The sequence below is a fragment of the Streptomyces sp. NPDC107581 genome (assembly GCF_055657175.1).
This window is the reverse complement of sequence record NZ_JBVKBH010000007.1, coordinates 175491-198445: the sequence shown is the minus strand read 5'-3', so window position 1 is coordinate 198445 and position 22955 is coordinate 175491. Positions and strand designations below refer to the sequence as shown.

The 22955-nt window shown below is 72.8% G+C and carries 14 protein-coding genes; 11 read left to right on the top strand and 3 right to left on the bottom strand.

The window, feature by feature from the left end; all coding sequences use genetic code 11:
* Positions 1-76: 76 nt before the first annotated feature.
* Positions 77-1042, top strand: coding sequence for a LysR family transcriptional regulator (locus ACZ7P3_RS19655; protein WP_472083304.1), 966 nt, complete (start codon positions 77-79; stop codon positions 1040-1042).
* A gap of 215 nt (positions 1043-1257) precedes the next feature.
* On the opposite strand, the gene ACZ7P3_RS19650 is transcribed toward ACZ7P3_RS19655, so the two are convergent.
* Positions 1258-1587, bottom strand: a complete 330-nt coding sequence (locus ACZ7P3_RS19650; protein WP_472083302.1) for a WhiB family transcriptional regulator — start codon at positions 1585-1587, stop codon at positions 1258-1260.
* 381 nt (positions 1588-1968) lie between these two features.
* Between ACZ7P3_RS19650 and ACZ7P3_RS19645 the strand changes: the two genes are divergently transcribed.
* The 4 genes from ACZ7P3_RS19645 (at position 1969) to ACZ7P3_RS19630 (ending at position 6915) form a co-directional block, all read left to right on the top strand.
* Positions 1969-2580 (top strand): response regulator transcription factor, encoded by a 612-nt coding sequence (locus ACZ7P3_RS19645; protein WP_003948568.1) that lies wholly within the window; start codon positions 1969-1971, stop codon positions 2578-2580.
* 747 nt (positions 2581-3327) lie between these two features.
* On the top strand, positions 3328-3915 hold the full coding sequence (locus ACZ7P3_RS19640; RefSeq protein ID WP_228621181.1) for a sigma-70 family RNA polymerase sigma factor: 588 nt from the start codon (positions 3328-3330) through the stop codon (positions 3913-3915).
* Positions 3916-4147: 232 nt separating this feature from the next.
* A complete protein-coding gene (gene guaB, locus ACZ7P3_RS19635; protein ID WP_472083300.1) occupies positions 4148-5656 on the top strand; it encodes an IMP dehydrogenase in 1509 nt (502 codons plus the stop codon).
* Positions 5657-5790: 134 nt separating this feature from the next.
* The gene (locus tag ACZ7P3_RS19630) at positions 5791-6915 is read left to right on the top strand and encodes a GuaB3 family IMP dehydrogenase-related protein (RefSeq protein WP_472083298.1); all 1125 of its coding nucleotides are present in this window, start codon (positions 5791-5793) and stop codon (positions 6913-6915) included.
* 682 nt (positions 6916-7597) lie between these two features.
* On the opposite strand, the gene ACZ7P3_RS19625 is transcribed toward ACZ7P3_RS19630, so the two are convergent.
* On the bottom strand, positions 7598-8806 hold the full coding sequence (locus tag ACZ7P3_RS19625) for a nucleotide sugar dehydrogenase (protein WP_472083296.1): 1209 nt from the start codon (positions 8804-8806) through the stop codon (positions 7598-7600).
* Between the two features lie 277 nt (positions 8807-9083).
* Here ACZ7P3_RS19625 and ACZ7P3_RS19620 point away from each other — a divergent pair, with 277 nt between their 5' ends.
* The gene (locus ACZ7P3_RS19620) at positions 9084-10790 is read left to right on the top strand and encodes a glycerol-3-phosphate dehydrogenase/oxidase (RefSeq protein ID WP_472083294.1); all 1707 of its coding nucleotides are present in this window, start codon (positions 9084-9086) and stop codon (positions 10788-10790) included.
* 178 nt (positions 10791-10968) lie between these two features.
* On the opposite strand, the gene ACZ7P3_RS19615 is transcribed toward ACZ7P3_RS19620, so the two are convergent.
* Positions 10969-12009 carry a serine hydrolase domain-containing protein gene (locus tag ACZ7P3_RS19615; RefSeq protein ID WP_472083292.1) on the bottom strand — a complete coding sequence of 347 codons (1041 nt, stop codon included), beginning with the start codon at positions 12007-12009 and terminating at the stop codon, positions 10969-10971.
* Between the two features lie 171 nt (positions 12010-12180).
* Between ACZ7P3_RS19615 and ACZ7P3_RS19610 the strand changes: the two genes are divergently transcribed.
* The 5 genes from ACZ7P3_RS19610 (at position 12181) to ACZ7P3_RS19590 (ending at position 22870) form a co-directional block, all read left to right on the top strand.
* Positions 12181-14298: a serine/threonine-protein kinase gene (locus ACZ7P3_RS19610; protein WP_472083290.1), complete on the top strand. Its 2118-nt coding sequence runs from the start codon at positions 12181-12183 to the stop codon at positions 14296-14298.
* Between the two features lie 163 nt (positions 14299-14461).
* Positions 14462-17059, top strand: a complete 2598-nt coding sequence (locus ACZ7P3_RS19605) for a protein kinase (protein ID WP_472083288.1) — start codon at positions 14462-14464, stop codon at positions 17057-17059.
* Between the two features lie 162 nt (positions 17060-17221).
* Complete coding sequence (locus tag ACZ7P3_RS19600) at positions 17222-18904, top strand: serine/threonine-protein kinase (RefSeq protein ID WP_472083286.1); 1683 nt, start codon at positions 17222-17224, stop codon at positions 18902-18904.
* 298 nt (positions 18905-19202) lie between these two features.
* The gene (locus tag ACZ7P3_RS19595) at positions 19203-20909 is read left to right on the top strand and encodes a serine/threonine-protein kinase (RefSeq protein ID WP_472083284.1); all 1707 of its coding nucleotides are present in this window, start codon (positions 19203-19205) and stop codon (positions 20907-20909) included.
* A 53-nt stretch (positions 20910-20962) separates the two neighbouring features.
* Positions 20963-22870 (top strand): serine/threonine-protein kinase, encoded by a 1908-nt coding sequence (locus tag ACZ7P3_RS19590; RefSeq protein ID WP_472083282.1) that lies wholly within the window; start codon positions 20963-20965, stop codon positions 22868-22870.
* Positions 22871-22955 lie beyond the last annotated feature (85 nt).

The following is a 22955-nucleotide window of genomic DNA, read 5'->3' as shown; positions in this document are numbered from 1 at the left end:
GCACGGTACGTGACCGTGCCCCAAAGCGCCGGCACGGAATCGAGCGTCACATCCAAGCCTGGCTTATACTCGAAGGGTGATCGAGGCCCGTCATCTCCGCGTCCTGCGCGCCGTCGCCACCACCGGCTCCTTCTCGGCGGCGGGGCGCGAACTGGGCTGCACCCAGCCCGCCGTCAGCCAGCAGATGAAGGCCCTGGAGGCATCGGTCGGCACCCCGCTGCTGGTCCGCACCGGCCGCGAGATGCGCCTGACCCAGGCCGGCGAGGCCCTCGTCCGGCACGCCTCCGGAATCCTCGCGGGACTCACCGCCGCCGAGGAGGAGGTCGCCGCCATCGCGGGCCTCAGGGCCGGACGGGTCCGTCTGGTCTCCTTCCCCAGCGGCAGCTCGACCCTGGTCCCGACCGCCCTGGCCGCCCTGCGCGCCGCCCACCCCGGAACCCGCGTCTCCCTGGAGGAGGCCGAGCCCCCGAAGTCCGTCGAGCTGCTGCGCGACGGCGACTGCGACCTCGCGCTGGCCTTCCGCTACGAGGGCGCGCAGGCCGCCGAGGAGTGGGACGACCTCGTGGTGCGGCCCCTGCTGACGGACCGGCTGGTCGCCCTGGTGCCCGAGCGGCACCGGCTCGCGCGCGCCGGGTCCTCGGGGTCCGTCGCCATCGGGGAGCTGGCCCAGGAGCCCTGGATCGCGGGCTGCCCGCGCTGCCGGGGCCAGCTGGTGGAGGTGTGCGAGGGCGCCGGCTTCACGCCCCGCATCGACTTCGCCACCGACGACTATCCGGCGGTGGTCGGCCTGGTCGGCGCGGGTCTCGGCGTGGCCGTACTGCCCGAGCTCGCGGTGGAGTCGGTACGGCCCAGGGGAGTGCGCACGGTCGCACTGGAACCGCTCGTGCGGCGGCAGATCGTCGCCCTCACCCTGCCCGACCTGGCACAGGTGCCGGCCGTCGCGGCGACGCTGGAGCAGCTGGCCCGGGCGGCCGCACGTGCGCAGGGCCCGTCGGCAGGAGCGCGGGCGCAGGAGCACCGGGCGCAGGGGGCGCGGGCGTAGGAGTCCGGGCCCGGGGGCTTCGGGGCTGTCGAAGCCCGGGAGCCGCTGGGGCCGTCGAAGCCCGGGAGCCGCCGGGGCCGCCGTACGCCGGGGCCGTCCGGGCCGTGGGACGTCGGAGCCGCCCGGGCCCGTGAGGCGTCGGAGCCGTCCGAGCCGTCGACAGGAGTCGGGGCACGCACGCGCGTGCCCGGGAGACTGGTTGCAGAAACGTTACTTCAGGCGTTCGGGGCAGGGCCCCCGCTGGTGGTGGATGCCGACACCAGGCGGTTGCGTGCCCGTCCCATCAGCTCTTCGCGCTCATCCTCGGTCAGGCCGCCCCAGACTCCGTACGGCTCGCGCACCGCCAGTGCGTGCGCCGCGCACTCCGCACGGACCGGGCACCTCATGCAGACCTCCTTGGCCGAGTTCTCGCGAGCGCTCCGAGCCGCCCCGCGCTCGCCCTCAGGGTGGAAGAAGAGCGAGCTGTCGACCCCTCGGCAGGCAGCCAGCAGCTGCCAGTCCCACAGGTCTGCGTTCGGTCCGGGAAGGCGGGAGAAATCTGCCATTACGTGACCCCTTGTAGCCGTTCTGGGCGGATACGGTGCCAACGACCGTACATCTCCGGTCTAAGGAGATGAAAATATGACTCATTGCGAATCTAGCTCCAGACACTGAGAAACGGGAGCAAAAACGGCTAAATGGGGCATAGGTTGTGATGGAAAGTTGAGGGTCCGTCGGGCATGTCTGCACCGTGTTGGCGCCCTCACGTAGAGTGCCGAAGACGGCACGCGGCCCCGTAACTCTTTCGAGTGACCGTCGTTGAGAGTGCGGAGGCGGTTGAAAACACAAGCGCTCGGGCAGGCGTCCGAGACGGTCGACCGCACAGGTGACGATTCCGTACCAGCCTGGAGGCTCAAGGTGACGCGCATCAGCTGGGGAGGGCGGTCATGACATCCGTCCTCGTCTGCGACGACTCCCCGCTTGCCCGAGAGGCGCTCCGCCGCGCGGTCGCGACCGTGCCCGGCGTCGAGCGCGTGACGACGGCGGCCAACGGCGAGGAAGTCCTCCGCCGCTGGGGCGCCGACCGCTCCGACCTCATCCTGATGGACGTACGCATGCCCGGACTGGGCGGCGTCGAGACCGTGCGCCGGCTGCTGTCCGCGGACCCGGGCGCGCGCATCATCATGCTCACCGTCGCCGAGGACCTCGACGGCGTGGCGCTCGCGGTCGCCGCCGGCGCCCGGGGCTACCTGCACAAGGACGCCTCGCGCGCGGAGCTGCGCGCCACCGTGACGCAGGCCCTCGCCGACCCGACCTGGCGGCTCGCCCCGCGCCGTCTCCGCTCGGCCGAGATGGGCGCGGCGCCCACGCTCACCGCGCGTGAGATCCAGGTGCTGGAGGGCATGAGCCACGGCCGCTCCAACGCCGAGATCGGCCGCGAGCTGTTCCTCTCCGAGGACACCGTCAAGACCCACGCCCGCCGCCTCTTCAAGAAGCTCGGCGCCTCGGACCGGGCCCACGCCGTGGCACTCGGTTTCCGCTGGGGACTGGTCCGGTAGCAGGTGCACCGCACCGGGGCCGCGGTCTGTCACCCCGGGATCCCCGCCTGCCCAGGAGCAGGCGGGGGTGCGGGGACCGCGGGCGCTGTGGGCGGTGGGGCCTCTCCGGCTTCCCCCCGTGGCAGCGGCACGTGGCGGATCCGTCCCGGGACCCGTCCCGCTCGGGGTCCCCGGGTTCCGGTACGACCTGCCGACTCACGGTCCACATGACCAGCCGACTCATGGTCCACATGACCTGCCGACTTACGGTCCACCCGTTGGGGCGAATCCGCCGCGTGCCGCACTCCGGGCCCTGCGCGACCCCTGCCGGGGCTCCCTCCGGGCTCTGTGCGGCCGACTGGATTCCGTTCGGGCTCCGCGCGGCGGCCTGGATTCCGTTCGGGCTCTGCGTGGTGGCCCGGGTTCCGCTCCGGCTCTGTGCGGCCGCCTGGGTTCCGTCCGGGCTCTGTGCGGCGGCTTCGCGGGGTTCTCGCGGTGCGGCGGGGGCGGAAATCCCGCGGCGCCGGGGGCGCGGACGGGGGTGTCGGGGATGTGTGCAGCGGATGCGCAAGGCGGCCCGCCGGACGCCCGCTGCTCGTTTCGCGGCGGATGCCGCATCCTTGAGGTGTGGAGTCTCTCGGGGACGAGTCGGTCGAGCGGAAGGGGAGGGCGCAGGGGATGAGTGCCGGCGCACCTGCTCATAACGCTTCGGTGCACAACCACGAACACGATGCAACGGACCGGATGGCCGCAAGGCACCATGGACCGATGCGCGACGACGAGGCGGGCACGGCCCACGGGGCGATCGGTGCGCTCGTGCATCGTGCGGTCGACGGGGACCAGCAGGCCACGCACGATCTTCTCGCCCATGTCCACCCCCTGGCGCTGCGCTACTGCCGCACCCGGCTGTCCCGGCTGCCCGGTGACGCGCGCCACTTCGTCGAGGACCTCGCCCAGGAGGTCTGTGTGGCGGTCCTCCTCGCCCTGCCGCGCTACCGCGACACCGGCCGCCCCTTCGAGGCCTTCGTCTTCGCCATCGCCTCGCACAAGGTCGCCGACCTCCAGCGCGCCGCGATGCGCCACCCGGGCTCCACGGCCGTCCCCTCGGACGAGATGCCGGAACGCCCCGACGACTCCCTCGGCCCCGAGGAGCGCGCCCTGCTCAGCAGCGACGCCGAGTGGGCCAAGAAGCTGCTGGCCAACCTCCCCGAGAACCAGCGCGAACTGCTTCTGCTGCGCATCGCCGTGGGCTTGACCGCGGAGGAGACGGGGCAGATGTTGGGAATGTCACCAGGAGCGGTCCGGGTCGCCCAGCATCGGGCACTGAGCCGTCTCAGGGCACTCGCCGAGCAGTAGGCGCAGCCTTCCCCGCCCCGACGACTGTCGGCCACGACGGCGGATTCCGGCCGTGCCGAGCCTGTTTCGGCCTGCGGCGGCCCTCCCGCTCCGGACCCGAAGTGAACAGGACCGCCGACGGTTCCGTACGAACATACGAAGCCTGAAGTCACTCCCAACCGTGGAATTTGCTAGCGATGCTTCCCGTTAGCATGGACATCCGCACCGATCAAGGCCATTTGGGGAAGGTGTCATGACTGCCAACGTCGACGGAGTGCCCGGTAAATTCGCGACTCTCGGGCTGACCTACGACGACGTGCTGCTGCTGCCGGGCTCGTCGGACATGGCACCCGACGAGATCGACACCGCCTCGTACGTCTCCAAGAATGTGCGGGTCAACATCCCGCTGCTGTCCGCCGCCATGGACAAGGTGACCGAGTCCCGCATGGCGATCGCGATGGCCCGCCAGGGCGGCGTCGGCGTCCTGCACCGCAACCTCTCCATCGAGGACCAGGCCAACCAGGTCGACCTGGTGAAGCGCTCCGAGTCCGGCATGGTCACCGACCCCATCACCATCCACCCGGAGGCCACGCTCGCCGAGGCCGACGCGCTGTGCGCCAAGTTCCGCATCAGCGGCGTCCCGGTGACCGACGGCGACAAGAAGCTCCTCGGCATCGTCACCAACCGCGACATGGCCTTCGAGAGCGACCGCAGCCGCCGCGTGCACGAGGTCATGACCCCGATGCCGCTGGTCACCGCCAAGGTCGGCACCTCCGGCGCCGAGGCCATGGAGCTGCTACGCAAGCACAAGATCGAGAAGCTGCCGCTGGTCGACGACGCGGGCGTCCTCAAGGGCCTGATCACCGTCAAGGACTTCGTCAAGGCGGAGAAGTACCCGAGCGCCGCCAAGGACGCCGAGGGCCGGCTCCTGGTCGGTGCGGCCGTCGGTGTGGCCGGTGACGCCTTCGAGCGCGCCCAGGCGCTGATCGAGGTCGGCGTCGACTTCATCGTCGTGGACACCGCGCACGGCCATTCCCGCCTGGTCGGCGACATGATCGCCAAGATCAAGTCGAACTCCTCCGGCGTCGACGTCATCGGCGGCAACGTGGCCACGCGCGACGGCGCCCAGGCCCTGGTCGACGCGGGTGCCGACGGCATCAAGGTCGGTGTCGGCCCCGGCTCCATCTGCACGACCCGCGTGGTCGCCGGCGTCGGCGTCCCGCAGGTCACCGCCATCTACGAAGCCGCGCTCGCCGCCAAGGAAGCCGGTGTCCCGGTCATCGGCGACGGCGGTCTGCAGTACTCCGGCGACATCGCCAAGGCCCTGGTCGCGGGCGCCGACACGGTGATGCTCGGCTCGCTGCTCGCGGGCTGCGAGGAGTCGCCGGGCGAGCTGCTGTTCATCAACGGCAAGCAGTTCAAGTCGTACCGCGGCATGGGCTCCCTCGCCGCCATGCAGACCCGCGGCGACCGCAGGTCGTTCTCCAAGGACCGCTACTTCCAGGAAGGCGTCGCCTCCGACGAGCAGCTGATCCCCGAGGGCATCGAGGGCCAGGTGCCCTACCGCGGCCCGCTGTCCTCCGTCGTCCACCAGCTGGTCGGCGGCCTGCGTCAGTCGATGTTCTACGTCGGCGGCAGGACCGTTCCGGAGCTTCAGACGAACGGCCGGTTCGTGCGGATCACCTCGGCGGGCCTCAAGGAGAGCCACCCGCACGACATCCAGATGACGGTCGAGGCGCCGAACTACAGCAGCAAGAAGTGACGCACGCGCGCGTGAAGCCGTGAAAGGGCGGTCCCGGAGCATCCGGGGCCGCCCTTCTCGTCCCCGCGGAGGGCCGCTGTCGCACCCGTCGGCGATACTGGAAGACGCTGAACGCATCAGGGAAAGGCCAAGACGTGACTGAGATCGAGATCGGGCGCGGCAAGCGCGGGCGCAGGGCGTACGCCTTCGACGACATCGCCGTCGTCCCCAGCCGCCGTACGCGGGACCCGAAGGAGGTCTCGATCGCCTGGCAGATCGACGCCTACCGCTTCGAGCTGCCGTTCCTGGCCGCTCCCATGGACTCGGTCGTCTCCCCGGCCACCGCGATCCGCATCGGTGAGCTGGGCGGCCTCGGCGTCCTCAACCTCGAAGGCCTGTGGACGCGCCACGAGGACCCGCAGCCGCTGCTCGACGAGATCGCCGGGCTGCCGTCCGAGGCGGCCACCCGGCGCCTGCAGGAGATCTACTCCGCCCCCATCAAGGAGGAGCTGATCGGCGCGCGCATCAAGGAGGTGCGGGACGCCGGCGTGGTCACGGCGGCCGCGCTCTCCCCGCAGCGCACCGCCCAGTTCTCCAAGGCGGTCGTGGACGCGGGCGTGGACATCTTCGTCATCCGCGGTACGACGGTCTCCGCGGAGCACGTCTCGTCCTCGCACGAGCCGCTGAACCTGAAGCAGTTCATCTACGAGCTGGACGTCCCGGTGATCGTCGGCGGCTGCGCCACCTACACCGCCGCCCTGCACCTGATGCGCACCGGCGCGGCGGGCGTCCTGGTGGGCTTCGGCGGCGGCGCCGCCCACACCACGCGCAACGTGCTCGGCATCCAGGTCCCGATGGCCACCGCGGTCGCCGACGTCGCCGCGGCCCGCCGTGACTACATGGACGAGTCCGGCGGCCGGTACGTGCACGTGATCGCGGACGGCGGTGTCGGCTGGTCCGGCGACCTCCCGAAGGCGATCGCCTGCGGCGCCGACTCCGTGATGATGGGCTCCCCGCTGGCCCGTGGCACCGACGCGCCGGGCAAGGGCCACCACTGGGGCATGGAGGCGGTCAACGAGGAGCTGCCCCGCGGCAAGAAGGTCGACCTGGGCACGGTCGGCACCATCGAGGAGATCCTCACCGGCCCGTCCCACACCCCGGACGGCTCCATGAACTTCTTCGGCGCCCTGCGCCGCGCCATGGCCACCACCGGCTACAGCGAGCTGAAGGAGTTCCAGCGGGTCGAGGTGACGGTGGCGGACTCGCAGCACAAGCGGTAGTCGGTACGACAGCGGTAGTCCGTACGACAGCGGTAGTCCGTACGACGTGAGGGGGCCGGTCGCCCGGTGAGGCGACCGGCCCCTTTCGCATGCCCGGACGGTCCGGCAGGGGCGCGTGGGGTGGTGCGGGGGCGTGCGGTTGCCTTCGGGGCGAATACGGGCTGGTGAGCAGGTTCGAGGGCGATAGCGTCCCTATCGGCGCCCCGGTCTTCTGGAGCGCCCCCTTCCAAGGACTTGGTTCCGGACCCCGGCTGCTCGGGGCCCGGCCCGATTTCCAGCGGACCGCCTACCGGGTCAATGAGCGGCGTCGTGGAAGGGGGCGTCCATGGGACGTCACCGCAAGCCCAACCGATGGGACCGCATCCGTCTGTGGACGGTGAAGTGCCGGAGGAGGTGGATCTTGCGGATCTTCGGACGGTGAGCGGCCGCCCCCAAGAAGACTAGGGGCGGACACTCCGTGATCCATCCAGGAGCCTGCCGCAGTGACCGCTGCGGTGGGCTCCACTCTTTTCCGGATGGTGAGCGGCCGCCCCCATAAGGCCTAGGGGCGGACACTCCGTGATCCATCCAGGAGCCTGCCGCAGTACCCCCTGCGGTGGGCTCCACCTGTTTCCGTAAGGTACCCGTGGTGCGCCCCGTGTGCCACCAGCCCCGGGCCTCGGTAAGCCCGCGCGCCCCCCGCTCACAACCGGTGCGCCGCCCCTGTGGGTGTGGCCCCCCGCGTGTCCAGCAGCAGTTGCGCCTTCACCGACAGCCCCTGCAGGTCGTACGTCCGGTGCTGCTGGAGCAGGATCGTCAGGTCTGCGTCGGCGGCCGCGTCGTACAGGGAGTCCGCGCGCGGGACGGGGCGGTCCAGGACGTTCCACGACGCGACGTACGGGTCGTGGTAGCTGACCGAGGCGCCCAGCTCCATCAGCCGGACGGCGATCTCCTGGGCGGGCGTGCTCTGCAGGTCGGCGACGTCGGGCTTGTAGGTGATGCCGAGGAGCAGGATGCGGGCGCCGCGGGCGGACTTGCCGTGCTCGTTCAGGAGGGTGGCGGCGCGCTGGATGACGTAGCGCGGCATGCGGTTGTTGACCTGCTGGGCCAGTTCCACCATGCGCAGACCCCGGCTCGCGTGGCCGGTGAGGTCCTGCGGGACGCCGTGCCCGCCGACGCCCGGGCCCGGCCGGAACGCCTGGAAGCCGAACGGTTTCGTCTCCGCGCAGCGGATCACGTCCCACAGGTCGACCCCCAGCTCGTTGCAGAGGACCGCCATCTCGTTGACGAGCGCGATGTTGACGTGCCGGAAGTTGGTCTCCAGCAGCTGCACGGCCTCCGCCTCGCGCAGCCCGCGCGCGCGGACCACCTTGTCGGTGAGCCGCCCGTAGAACGCGGCGGCCGACTCGGTGCAGGCCGGGGTGAGGCCCCCGATGACCTTGGGCGTGCCGGCCGGGGTGCGGTCGCGGCTGCCGGGGTCGATCCGGCTGGGCGAGTAGGCGAGGTGGAAGTCGCGGCCGGCGCGCAGCCCCGAGCCCCTTTCCAGCAGGGGGCGCAGGAACTCCTCGGTGGTCCCGGGGAGCACGGGGGACTCCAGGATGACCGTGGTGTGCGGGCGGAGCCGTTCGGCCAGGCTGCGGGCGGCCGTCTCCAGCTGGCCGAGGTCGAGCCCGCCGTCGGCGCCGCGCGGGGTCGGCGCGCAGATCACGGCGGTGCGCACCCGGCCGAGCTGGGCCGGGTCGGTGCCCGGCCGGAAGCCCGCGGCATGCATCCGGCGCAGCTCGGAGGGGCTGAGGGAGTTCGCCTCCGGACCGGTGGCGTACCCGATGGTCGAGATGCCTGCGGCGACGGCGGCCTGCGCGAGCGGCAGGCCGAAGGGGCCGAGTCCGATGACGGCGAGGTCTGCGGGCATGGCGTGGGCCGTCCTTCCCAGTAACCGAAGCGGGACCGATGCGCAACCGCTGTGGACAGGTGGAGGGAGCGCACTGTCACACTAGGAGTAAATATGACCGTTATGCGGGATTGTGTTCGTGTGTCTTCCGGTAGTTGTGCGCGAGTTGTCCACAGGTTGAAAGTCCGTGGTGGCTGAAGTCGGGCAACCCGGTCAGAATTTGGGCATGAGGAGGGGATGAACCGGGCTTCGCCCACCGGGTGCGGCCGACGCGAGTCGTTCGAAGCGGGAGGCAGCGGTGAGGACAGCGACACTGGGCCCGGCGCAGCGCGCCGAGGCACTTGCGGCGATGGCGGAGCGCGAGCTGGACGTACTCGTGGTCGGTGGTGGAGTGGTCGGGGCCGGCACCGCGCTGGACGCCGTCACCCGCGGCCTGTCCACCGGACTGGTCGAGGCCCGCGACTGGGCGTCCGGTACCTCCAGCAGATCCAGCAAGCTCATCCACGGCGGTCTGCGCTATCTGGAGATGCTGGACTTCGCTCTGGTCCGCGAGGCCCTGAAGGAGCGTGGTCTGCTCCTGGAGCGGCTCGCCCCGCACCTGGTCAGACCGGTGCCCTTCCTCTACCCGCTCCAGCACAGGGGCTGGGAGCGGGCGTACGCGGGCTCGGGCGTGGCCCTGTACGACGCGATGTCCATGGCCCGCGGCCACGGCCGGGGGCTGCCCATGCACCGCCACCTGACCCGCACTCACGCCCTGCGCGTCGCCCCCTGCCTGAAGAAGGACGCCCTGGTCGGCGCCCTGCAGTACTACGACGCCCAGATGGACGACGCCCGGTACGTGGCGACGCTGGTGCGCACCGCGGCGTCGTACGGCGCCAAGGTGGCCAACCGCGCACGCGTGACCGGGTTCCTGCGCGAGGGCGAGCGGGTCGTCGGTGCCCGGGTGCAGGACGTGGAGGGCGGCGGGGAGTACGAGATCCGCGCGAAGCAGATCGTCAACGCCACCGGCGTGTGGACCGACGACACACAGGCCATGGTGGGGGAGCGCGGCCAGTTCCACGTGCGCGCCTCCAAGGGCATCCACCTGGTCGTGCCCAAGGACCGCATCCATTCCAGCACCGGACTCATCCTGCGCACCGAGAAATCCGTGCTCTTCGTCATCCCCTGGGGCCGGCACTGGATCGTCGGCACCACCGACACCGACTGGGACCTCGACAAGGCCCATCCGGCGGCCTCCAGCGCCGACATCGACTACCTGCTGGAGCACGTCAACTCGGTGCTCGCCGTCCCGCTCGGCCGCGACGACGTGCAGGGGGTGTACGCGGGACTGCGCCCGCTGCTGGCCGGCGAGTCCGACGCGACCAGCAAGCTGTCCCGCGAGCACACCGTGGCGCATCCGGCGCCCGGTCTCGTGGTCGTGGCGGGCGGCAAGTACACGACGTACCGGGTGATGGCGAAGGACGCCGTGGACGAGGCGGTGCACGGCCTCGACATGCGAGTCGCCGACTGCGTCACCGAGGACATCCCGCTGCTCGGCGCCGAGGGCTACCGGGCGATGTGGAACGCCAGGGCACGGATCGCCGCCCGCACCGGACTGCACGTGGTCCGCGTGGAACACCTGCTGAACCGGTACGGTGCGATGGCCGAGGAGATCCTGGACCTCATCGCCGCCGACCCCGCCCTGGGCGAGCCCATGCAGGCCGCCGACGACTATCTGCGCGCCGAGGTGGTGTACGCGGCCTCGCACGAGGGCGCCCGGCATCTGGACGACGTGCTCACCCGCCGCACCCGTATCTCCATCGAGACCTTCGACCGGGGCACCCGCAGCGCCCGCGAGGCGGCCGAGCTGATGGCGCCCGTCCTCGGCTGGGACAAGGACCAGATCGAGCGTGAGGTCGAGCATTACGAGAAGCGGGTCGAGGCCGAGCGCGAGTCCCAGCTCCAGCCGGACGACCAGACGGCGGACGCGGCACGTCTGGGGGCACCGGACATCGTGCCGCTGTAGCCGCGCGGCGGTCGCCCTGCTGCTCCATCCGGACATGCGTGCCGCTGCGCCGTGCGGCCGCTGCGCCGTGCGGCTGGTCCGGGTGGTGTGGCCGACGCAGGTGGTGCGGCCGGGCGGTCGGCGGACATCACTCGAACGAGTGGCCCATGCTGGGATCTCTGCTCGGACCCCGGCCGTTCTACCTATTGCGAGGGCAGAATTCGGCAGCGAGCAGGGCCGGTTCGAGCCGGGGATCTGCAATCGCGTCCGTGTTCACACGGAAGGTGAGGACGCGTCGGCCGTCGGCGGTGGCCGCGGTGCGCACGTAGCTTCCGGATATCCGGCCGTTGTGTCCCCACACCGTGATGCCGCACGGGAGTTTTGCCGGAAAGATCCCCATGCCGTACGAGCCGTGTGCGGCACGGGTGTTGAGCATCTCGCGCAGCCCGCGCGGGGGCAGCAGCCGGCCGCCGAGCAGCGCCGCGTAGAAGCGGTCGAGGTCGGCCAGTGTGGTCACCAGCTCACCCGCCGCGCCGGCCACGCGCGGGTCGAGCCGGGTGACGTCGGAGCCGTCGGCGGCGTAGCCGCGGCCGTGCGGCAGGGGCAGTGATCTGCGGGACCCGGGAAAGGAGGTGCCTGTCAGCGAGAGCGGATCGATGATCCGGCGCCGGGCCTCGTCGGCGTACGAGTGGCCGGTGACCTGCCGGACGACCATGCCGAGCAGGACGTAGTCGGTGCTGGAGTAGGAGTAGTGGCCCGGGCGGGCCGGAGGGAGGGCGAGAGCGATGCGCACGGCCTGAAGCGGGGTCAGGGGGACGGTCCCGTCGGTGGCCCGGGCGAAGTCGGCCAGCCCGCCGGTGTGGGTGAGCAGGGCGCGCAGGGTGATGTGCCGACCGTCGGTGCCGCGTCCGCGGAGCAGCCCCGGCAGATGCTGTTCCACGGTGTCGGAGAGGGACAGCCGGTGTTCCGCAGCCAGTTGCAGCACGACCGTCGCGATGAAGGTCTTGGTGATGCTGCCGGCGCGGAAGTGGTCGGCCCGCGCGATGCCCCGGCCGGCGGACGCGTAGCGGGAGCCGTCCGGGGCGCGGGCAAGGAGGGCCGCGGCGGGCGCCCCGCCCTCGGTGACCAGCAGGGGGAGGGCCGCGTCCGTGGCGTCGGTCGCGGATCCGGCGTCGGAAACAGGGACGAACAGGAGGACCAGGAGTACCCATATGGACAGGACTGTCCGAAGCGTCGGCATCCGGGCTCCCTCCCTGGTCGGAGCCCATCATCCCGTCAAGCGGAACTCCCGCTTCAGCGGGTCCCGCGGTGCACGGGGCCCCCAGGGCGCCCAGAGGCACCCTGGGCGTTGGGCACTTGTCGAGTGAGAGACAATGGAGGCTCTGTCAGGGCGGGTTGCATGAGGGGACGCATGTCGGAGGCGGAGCGGGCGGGGACATCCCGTCAGGAGACTCGTCAGGCCAAGGGCGAGCGTCGTCTCCTCGCCGGGCGGTACCGGCTGGGAGACGTGCTGGGCCGTGGCGGCATGGGCACGGTGTGGCGCGCCGAGGACGAGACCCTCGGCCGGACGGTCGCCGTCAAGGAACTGCGGTTCCCGTCGAACATCGACGAGGAGGAGAAGCGGCGCCTGATCACGCGCACCCTGCGCGAGGCCAAGGCGATCGCCCGGATCCGCAACAACAGCGCGGTGACGGTCTTCGACGTGGTCGACGAGGACGACCGGCCCTGGATCGTCATGGAGTTGGTCGAGGGCAAGTCCCTCGCCGAGGCCATCCGCGAGGACGGCCTGCTGGAGCCCAGGCGCGCGGCCGAGGTCGGGCTCGCCGTCCTCGACGTGCTGCGCTCCGCGCACCGCGAGGGCATCCTGCACCGGGACGTGAAGCCGTCCAACGTACTCATCGCCGAGGACGGCCGGGTCGTCCTCACCGACTTCGGTATCGCGCAGGTCGAGGGCGACCCGTCCATCACCTCCACCGGCATGCTCGTCGGCGCCCCCTCCTACATCTCCCCGGAGCGCGCCCGCGGCCACAAGCCGGGGCCCGCGGCCGACCTGTGGTCGCTCGGCGGTCTGCTGTACGCGGCGGTCGAGGGTGTGCCGCCGTACGACAAGGGTTCGGCGATCGCCACGCTGACCGCGGTGATGACCGAGCCCCTGGAGGAACCCAAGAACGCGGGTCCGCTCAGGGACGTCATCTACGGCCTGCTCACCAAGGACCCGGCCAAGCGGCTCGACGACGCCGGTGCCCGGGCCATGCTCCACGTGGTGATCCACGCCCCCGAGCCGGAGCCGATGGACGCCACGCGGGTGGTTCCGCTGCCGGTGCAGTCCGACGGGCCCGAGGGCAAGCGGAGCGAGGAGGCCGGGGAGAAGCTGCGCGGCGCGCTGCGGTCGGTCCGCAAGGCGGCCGGGGCGGCCGGTGCGGCGGCCGCCGCGCGCGCGAAGAGCGGGGGCGGCGCGGCAGCTGCGTCCACCCCTGCCTCGACCGGGACCTCTGCGGGTACCCCGGCCGGGAGCTCGACCGGGACCCCGGCCAGGACCTCCGGTGGTACGTCCGCCGGTGCCTCCGGCGGGCTCGCCGGGCCGGGTTCGGCGCCCTCCGGTGCCGGTGCCGGGGGTGCCGGAGCGCAGGGAAGGCCGGCCCGTCCGGCCCAGGGCGCTGCCGCCGCACCGAACTCCAGCGCGAACAAGCCGCGTTCCGGCTGGCCCGTGGTGCCGCCGCCGGACCTGGACCTGCCGCCGCGGCCGGTACCGAGGGCGCCGCTCACCGACGTGGTGCCCAGGCGGACCCTGGTGATCATCGCGGTGGTGGTCGTCCTCGCGGTGATCGGCACCGTCCTGGCCCTCGTGCTCGGCGGGGACGACGGCAAGGGCAGCAAGAACGACAACGGTGCCAGGGCCGCCGCGAGCGCCGGCGCCTCCACCAAGCGGGACAAGGGCACCGGAAGCAAGGGAAGCAAGGGCGGCGACGGCGCGCGGACGGACGGCGACACCTCGGCGTCCGCGGCGACCGGTTCCACGACGGGCAGCACGGCGAGCGCGAGCGGGTCCGGCGCCGACGGCTCCGGCTCGTCCGGCGCGAAGAGCGGCGCAAGCGCGCCGGCCGAGTCGACCCGCAAGGGCGGGCAGGGGTACTCGATCGGCCTGCCCAAGGGGTGGAAGTACCAGTCGACCGGCAACGCCGGGGACCGCTACACCGGGCCCGACGGGCAGAAGCTGCTCGTCGGGTGGACCAGCACCCCCAAGGACGATCCGGTGGCGGACTGGGAGAACCAGGAGCACTACATCAGGCACGACCAGTACCGGAAGATCCACATAAGAGCGGTGGACTACCGCCACTGGAACACGGCCGACTGGGAGTTCACCTACGTCGAGGACGGCACCAAGTACCGCACGGTCGACCGGGGGTTCGTCGTGAACGGTCATCTCGGTTACGGACTGATGTACACCGCGAAGGCGGACAACTGGGACAGCGCACTGTGCCAGGACACATGGAAGACGCTGACGACGTCCTTCGAGCCCAAGTCGTGATGTGAACGAGCCCGGTTTGGGGCCGTGCGAATCCGGTATCCCCTCAATGCGGTTTGCCTTCGGCACGTATCGTGAATGGTCGCGGACCGTACGCAGCGGGATGTGGATACAGAACGGGCCGTAAGGGAACGGATGTGAACGGCAGTCGGCCGGGGGAGGCAATGTGGACGACTATGCGGGCCGGGTGCTCGCCGACCGCTACCGCCTGCCGCTGCCGCCCTCCGACGAGTACGAACTGACCGAGACCCCGGCCTTCGACACCTACAGCGGCCAGGAAGTGCTGGTCCGTCAGGTGCCGTTGCCGGAGGTCGTCGAGGCCGAGGTGCTCGACGCGGAGGGGCTGCCCGAGGGGTTCACCGCCCGTGAGCGCGAGGGCCGCCGCGGCCCGGCGGCCCGGGCCGCCACCCGCCGGCCCTCGGACCCAGCGGTGCGGCGCGCCGTCGAGGCCGCGCAGGCCGCGGCCCGGATCCCCGATCATCCGCGCCTGGACCAGGTCTTCGACGTGTTCGCCGAGGGCGGCTCGCTGTGGATCGTCAGCGAGTGGGTGGCGGCGCGCCCGTTGTCGGCACTCCTGGCCGAGCAGCCGCTGTCGCCGTACCGGGCGGCCGAGGTCGCCTCCGACGTCCTCATGGCACTGCGCGTGCTGCACGCCCACGGCTGGGTGCATCGCAACATCACCGCCCGTACGGTCCTCGTCTGCGACGACGGCCGCGTGATGCTGACCGGCCTCGCGGTCGGCGCTGCGGAGGAGGCACTGTCCGGGTACGACCCGGTGCCCGCCGTGGACCTTCCGGAGGGCCAGGACGGCCCGGCGGGGGCCCTCGGGCCCGGCGGCGGGGCCGCCGGTGACGGCGTCGGCCGCAGACAGGGGTCCGACGGTCTCGACGGGCGTGGCGCTCAGGACGCCGGGGGTCCGGCCGGTGCGATGGGCGCTCCGGGCGTCGCCACGGAATCCGTTCCGTCGCCCGATGCGGATCCCGAGGCCGCGCGGCGGGCAGCGATCAGGGCACGCACGGCCGGCGGGTTGCCGGCGCCGGGAGCGAACGGGGCCTCCGGCCAGGCCGCCGCCCCCGGACCGGCGGAGCACCGGGCCCTGGAGAGCGGGGAGGACATCCGTGCCGCGCGGGCCGGGGCCATCGCCGCGTACCGGGCGGGAGCCAGGGCCGCCGCCCGGGTGCAGGAAGCCGGGCAGAGCGGCCGTGCGGCCCTGCCCGCAGCCGGCCCGCCCGCCCACGGCGCCCCCGACGCCCACCGCGTGGACGGTACGGCCGAGGCGCCGTACTCCACCGGACAGGCCGGTACCCCGCCCGGCCGGATAGCGGACCCGTACGGGGTGCGCGGCACCCCCTGGCACGGAGCCGCACCGCGCACCGACCCCGGTGCTCCGCCGGCCGCGGCCGCTGCCCCGGGCCAGGGGCCGCACCTCCCCGCAGGCGCGGCCCCCGCGCCCCGGTCCGCCCAGAGCGGCCCGGACTCCCGCTGGGACGGCCCGGGCGACAGGGGTGCCGTGCGCCGGGGGCCGGGTACCGCGCTCGCCGCCGAGCGGGCGCGCCAGGTGCGGATGACCGTGGTGGGCCCGGTGACAGAACGCTGGGCGCCGGAGCAGGCCGGTCCCGTGCACGAGAACTGGCAGCTGGCGGCGCCGATCGGGCCCGCCACCGACCTGTGGGCCCTCGGCGCCCTGCTCTTCCGGGCCGTGCAGGGACACGCGCCCTACCCCGAGGAGTCCACGGCCGAGCTGGTCCAGCTGGTGTGCGCGGAGCCGCCCGCCTTCGCCGAGGAGTGCGGACCGCTGCGCCCGGTCGTGGAGTCGCTGCTGCGTCAGGACCCGACCGACCGGCTGGACTTCGAGGAGCTGGGCGGATGGCTGCGCTCGCTGGTGCGTTCCGCGCCCGAGCCGGACGCCGGCGTCCATGTCGTCCCCGTCCCGCCCGCCGATCCGAACCGGCTGCCGATCGTCCGGCGCCGCGGCGAGCTGGTGCGGCGGCGGCGCGCCGGGCTGCCCGCGGCCCATCCGCACGGCCGGCACAAGCGGGCCCGGGAGGAGGCGGGTTCCCCGCGCCGGCTCGGCCGGACGCTGCTTCTGCTGATCCTGCTCCTGCTGGCCGGCGCGGTGGCGTACGCGATGCTGTTCATGCCGAAGCAGGGGGAGAGCGGCGCGGCGGGCAGCGACCGTACCGGCAGCGCCGGGCAGGCGAGCTCCGCTCCCTCCCCCACCCGGCAGCCGTCGGCCGGGCAGTCCGCGGACGGCGGTCCCTCGGCGTCGGCGCCCGCCACCGAGACACAGACCGGAGGCGGTCCCTCCGTCGCCGACGGGTTCACCCTGCGCACCGACCCGGAGGGCTTCCAGGTCGCCGTCGCCAAGGGCTGGGACCGCACGCCCAAGAACGGCAGCGGCCAGGTGGTCTACTCGCACGGGAACTTCGAACTGCTCGTCGTCCCGGGCAGGGACAGCGCCTCGGCCAACGGCAGCGACCCGATGGCCTACCAGAGGGACAAGGAGCGTGAGCTCCAGCCGTACCGGAACTCCAGCTGGGCCACGGCGACCGGTCTGCGCACCATAGAGGTGGGCGGACAAACCATGGCGGAAGGGCAGTTCACCTGGACCGACGGCCAGGGACGCGATCTTTACGTGCGCAACATGGCGATCCTGCTGAACGGCCGCTACCACATCGTCCAGGTCCGCGGTCCGGAAGCCGAGCGCGACGAGGTGACACAGTTGTACGAGCAGGCTACTGCCACGTACCGCTACACCGGTTGAGCGCCGTGTACATCGGTCGGGCTATCAGGGATTCGGTTCCCATTCGCGTGCAGAAGCGAAAACCGTCACAGTGCGGTTTCCTTGGCACCCCGCTTGTTCCCTGTGGGCAGGCCGGTCCTTAGTCTGACCCTGTCAAGAGCATTGCGGGGCAACGTGAATCAGATGCAGGGCCTGCTCATAGCGGGCCGCTACCGGCTTGCCGATTCCATCGGCAGCGGCGGCATGGGCCGGGTGTGGCGCGCCCACGACGAGGTGCTGCACCGGACGGTCGCCGTCAAGGAGCTGACCGCCGCGCTCTACGTCTCCGAGAGCGACCGGGCCGTGCTGCTCGCCCGTACCCGGGCCGAGGCGCGTGCCGCCGCGCGTATCAACCACTCCGCCGTCGTCACGGTCCACGACGTGCTGGAACACGACGGCCGTCCGTGGATCGTGATGGAGCTGGTCGAGGGCCACTCGCTGGCCGACGCGGTCAAGGAGCGCGGCCGCATCGAGCAGCGGGAGGCCGCGCGGATCGGCCTGTGGGTGCTGCGGGCGCTGCGCGCCGCGCACTCCGCCGGCGTGCTGCACCGGGACATCAAGCCGGGCAACGTACTGCTCGGCCGGGACGGCCGGGTGCTGCTCACCGACTTCGGCATCGCCCAGATCGAGGGCGACACCACCATCACCCGTACCGGAGAGGTCGTCGGCTCGGTCGACTACCTCGCGCCCGAGCGGGTGCGCGGCCACGATCCCGGGCCGTCCTCGGACCTGTGGGCGCTCGGCGCCACGCTGTACACGGCGGTCGAGGGCCGCTCGCCGTTCCGCCGCACCTCGCCGCTGAGCACCATGCAGGCGGTCGTCGAGGAGGAGGCGGAGGAGCCCCACCACGCCGGTCCGCTCGGACCGGTCATCGCCGCCCTGCTGCGCAAGGAGCCGACCCAGCGGCCGGGCGCGGACGAGGCGGAGCAGATGCTCGCCGAGGCGGCGGAGGGCCGCCGGCCGAGCGCCGCACAGGCGTTCGTCCCGACGCAGAGCTCCGGCCTGGGCTCCGGCCTGCCGTACACCTCCGGACCGGGCACCTCGGGACAGTCCACCGGCCCTTTGGCCACCGGCCGTTCCGCGGGCGGCCGTTCCGTCACCGGACCGACGGAGGTGGCGCCGACCGCGGTGGGCACCACCGCGGTCGGGCCGCGCTCGGCACCGGCCCGCTCCCGCCCCCGGCGCCGCCTGCGCACGCTCGCGCTCGTCATCGCCGTCGCGGCCGTCCTCGGCGGCGGGGCGGCGGTGGGCTTCCGGCAGTGGGACGCGCTCCAGCACGACAGCAGCGCGGGCGGGGCGACCCCGGCGCCGGACACCTCGGCCTCCGCCGGCCCGGGCGCCGACGGCGGGGTCCCCGACAGCTGGCAGCGCCACGACGACCCGCTGGGCTTCAGCCTCTCCCTGCCCAAGGGCTGGAAGCGCAAGGTCTACGACCTCGACGGAGACCTCAAGCAGATCGACTACTCGCCCGACGACGGCAAGCACTTCGTCCGCATCGCCATCGACACCAACCCCGACTTCGCCGACGCCAACCAGCACCAGAGGGACCTGGAACAGCAGCTCCAGCGGCTGGTCGGCTACCAGCGCGTGACCTTGGAGGAGAACACCTACCGCGACTGCAAGGGCTCGCTGTGGGAGTACACCTGGACCGCGCTGAAGAAGGACCCTCCCCACGTGGCCGGCCCGCGCCACGCCATCGAGGAGACGTACTACTCGCGCAAGGGCACCGAGTACGCCCTCTACATGTCGACGCCCTCCGCCGACTGGGCCAGGACGAGCAAGCAGTTCAAATGGGTGCTGCAGAGCTGGCAGCCGAACGACGGCTGAACCGGACCGACTCACGCGCGGCGGCGAGCGGGTAGAGGCTGCCCGGACCGGCTCACGCGCGGCGGCGAGCGGGTAGAGGCTGCCCGGACCGGCTCACGCGCGGCGGCGAGCGGGTAGAGGCTGCCCGGACCGGCCGACCTACCGACAGCTGAGGGTGGTGGAGGCGCGCGCCCGAGCGGCAGGCGCGCGCCCCCGGAACCGTCGGTGGCGTTCCGGGCGCCCGAACGCCGCCCGGACGCGCGAGGCTTGGCCGATCACCGCCCGGGAGGGCGTGCTCCGGTGCGGCATGATGGGGCTCATGGGATCCGAGGGGGACGACTTCCGTGTGATCGCGGGCCGTTACCGCCTACTGGCGCGGATCGGGCGCGGCGGAATGGGCGTCGTGTGGCGGGCGAGCGACCAGGTGCTGGGCCGTCTCGTGGCGGTCAAGGAGCTGGCCCCGGACGACTCCCTCCCGGACGACGACGCCCGGCGCCGCCGTGACCGCACCTTCCGCGAGGCGCGTGCGGTCGCGCAGTTGCGGGACCCGCACATCATCGTCGTGCACGACGTGATCGAGCAGGACGAACGGCCGTACATCGTCATGGAGTTGATCGACGGCGGCTCGCTCGCCGACCGCATCGCCACCAGCGGCCCCCTCGACGCGGCCCAGGCGGCCCGGATCGGCATCGACCTGCTCAGCGCGCTGCGCACCGCGCACGCGGCCGGGGTGCTGCACCGCGACATCAAACCCGCGAACGTGCTGATCGAGTCCGGCACCGACCGGGTCGTGCTCACCGACTTCGGCATCGCACAGGTCTCGGGGGCCACCACGCTCACCGAGACCGGCTCGTTCGTCGGCTCGCCCGAGTACACCGCCCCGGAGCGGATGTCCGGTGTGCGCACCGGTCCGGAGTCCGACCTGTGGTCCGTCGGCGCGCTGCTGTGCACGGTGCTCAGCGGCGAGTCGCCGTTCCGGCGCGACTCGCTCGGCGGCATCCTGCACGCCGTCGTCGCCGCCGATATCCGGCCACCCGCGCAGGCCGAGCCGCTGCTGCCCGTCGTGCACGGTCTGCTGGAGCGCGACCCCGACCGCCGGCTGGGCGCGGCGGACGCCGAAGTCATGCTGCGGACGTTCCTGGAGACGGGCCGTACCCCGGACGCGCCGGGCGCACCGGGCACCGGCCGCACCCCCAGGGCCGGTGACTCCGCGGGCCGTACCGCGGGCGCCGCCTCCTACACGCCGACCGAGCACGATGTGCCGCACCGGTCCCTCGTCCCGTCGGCGTCCGCCCCCGAACAGCCCTTGCCCGCACGTCAGTCCACGCGCGGTGTGCTGGTGGCCGCGCTGCTCGTGGCCGCGGTGGCCGGGGCGGGCGTGTCCGCGGCGGCCCTGCTGCTGAACCAGGGCGGGGACGGTGGCGGCGGCACCCCGGGCGGTACGGCGACCGGCCCGCCGGCCCGGACGAGCACCTCGCCGCCCCCGTCGGCGGGGAGCACCTCGCCGTCGGCCGGGAGCACCCCGCTCTCCCCGTCGGCCACCGAGAGCAGCGCACCGGCGGCCTCCGCCACCCATGCCGCCCCCTCCGGCTACCGCACGGCCCGCGATCCGGCCGGCTTCTCCCTCGCCGTACCGCAGGACTTCACCCGCGAGCGGCAGGGCGAGCGCGTCTTCTATCTGTCCGCCGGGCAGACCTTCCGGCTCGGCATCAAGTCCGTGCAGCCCGAACCCGGCGGTCCCGCGGCGGTGATGCGCCGGGCGGCGGCCGACGGGCCCGGCACCAACCCCGGTTACCACGACGGACGGGTCACCGAGACCGTGCACGCCGGACATCCCGCCGCGTTCTGGGAGTTCACCTGGGACGGCTTCAGCGCCGTGGAGGGCCCGCGCCACACCTACGACCTGTGCTGGGAGGAGGGCGGACGGATGTACGACGTGTGGGTGTCCGCACCGGTCGGGCAGGTTCGGGAGGCCCGGGAGTACTTCGACGTGGCCGTGGACACCTTCTCGGTCACGGCTCGGTGACCGGTTCGCCTTCCCTGTGGATCCGGACGCGCATGGCGCGATATGGATGAACCATGAGCAGTGACGGGGGAGTCGGCCCCACGGCGGACCACATGGCCGACCGTGCCACGGACGACGCGGCGGACCACATCGCAGACCACATCGCGGACCACGGGGCGGACCACGGGGCCGGTCGCACGGCCGGCCGTGCCGCCGGCGGTACGCTCGACGACACGACAAGTTTTGTTCTGCAACCGCCGGACCCCGGCCGGCGGCAGAGCCCGCAGCCCGGCCCCTCGCAGCCCGCCCCGCCGCAGCCCGGTCTGCCCCAGCCCGGTCTGCCCCAGCCCGGTCTGCCCCAGCAGGGCCCGCCGCAGCCGAGCCTGCCGTACCCGAGCCCGCACCCCGCCCCGCCGCACGCCGGCCCGCCGCACCCCGCCCCGCCGCACGCCGGCCCGGAGCCCGCCGCAGTGTCCGCGCAGGCGGTCCACGACCCGGGGGCCGGGCGGCTGATCGCCGGGCGGTACCGGCTGCTGGCCAAGCTCGGCCACGGCGGGATGGGCACGGTGTGGCGGGCCAAGGACGAGATGGTGGACCGCGAGGTCGCCGTCAAGGAACCCCGGGTACCGGACCACCTTCCCGAGCGTGAACGGGCCAACGCCTTCGAGCGGATGCGCCGCGAGGCACGCGCGGCGGCCCGGCTCGACCACCCCGCGGTCGTCGACGTGTACGACGTCGCGGTGGTCGACGGCCGGCCGTGGATCGTGATGGAGCTGGTGCGCGGACGCTCGCTGGGCGGCGCGCTGCAGGAGGGCACGCTGGACGCGCGCGAGGCGGCCCGGATCGGACTGCAGGTGCTCGGTGCGCTGGAGGCGGCGCACGCGGCGGGTGTCCTGCACCGGGACGTGAAACCGGACAACGTGCTGCTGGGCCGGTACGACCGGGTCGTCCTCACGGACTTCGGCATCGCGCAGATCGAGGGCGAGACGAACCTCACCGACACCGGCGGCTTCGTCGGCTCGCCCGAGTACATCGCGCCGGAACGGGTGCTGGGCCGGCGGCCCGGCCCGGCGAGCGACCTGTGGTCCCTGGGCGTGGTCCTCTACACCGCCACCGAGGGCGTCTCCCCGTTCCGCCGCAGCAACACCCCGGCCACCCTCCAGTCCGTCCTCAACGCCGCACCGGCCGCGCCCGCCGCGCGGGGTCCGCTGGCCGAGGCGATCAACGGCCTGCTCCAGAAGGACCCGGCCCACCGTCCGACGGCGGCGCGGGTCCGCGCCCTGCTGGAGGCGGCCGCGGCCCCTCCGGCGCCGGAACCCACCCGGCGTGTGGAGGCCGCCGCGCCCGCGACCCGCTCCCCGCGCCGCCCGGGCCGCAAGACCTGGCTGGGGGTGGGCGCGGCCGTGCTGGTGGCCGCGACGGCCGGGTACCTGGTCGTCGCCGACCCGTTCGCGGGACCGCTGCCCGACGGCTGGGCGAAACGGGGGGTACCCGGGCTGGGTGCCACCCTCGCCGTCCCCGCGGCCTACCGGCCCGGCCACCCGGAGAAGGACGCCTCCGACAAGAACTGGGTGTCGTACACGGACTGGAGCGGCAGCGTCTCGATCGTCCTGCACCTCGCCAGGAAGTCGGACGACGCCCATCACGAGATCCAGAGCAACGCGGCGGCCCAGATGCACGCCGACGACGAGAAGTTCAAGAACGAGGGCGAGTACACCCTCGAGATGCCGAAGGGCGCGAAGACGGATCCGGACGACGGCGCCACGTACCGCGGCAGGAAGGCCGCCAGGAACACCGTCGTCTACACGACCGACGACTCGGAGAACCCGCGCCCCCGTGAGCTCCAGATCCTCTACTACCGCACCGACGCCGGCGACCTGTACGAACTCACCGTCGGCTATCCGGGCAAGGGCGACTTCACCGAGCGCGGCCGGGAGGTGGCGAAGACGGCCATCGCGAACCTCGACGTCACCAAGCCCTGACCGCCGCCGTCACAGGAACCGCGACGTCACCAAGCCCTGACCGCCGCCGTCACAGGAACCGCGACGTCACCGAGCCCTGACCGCC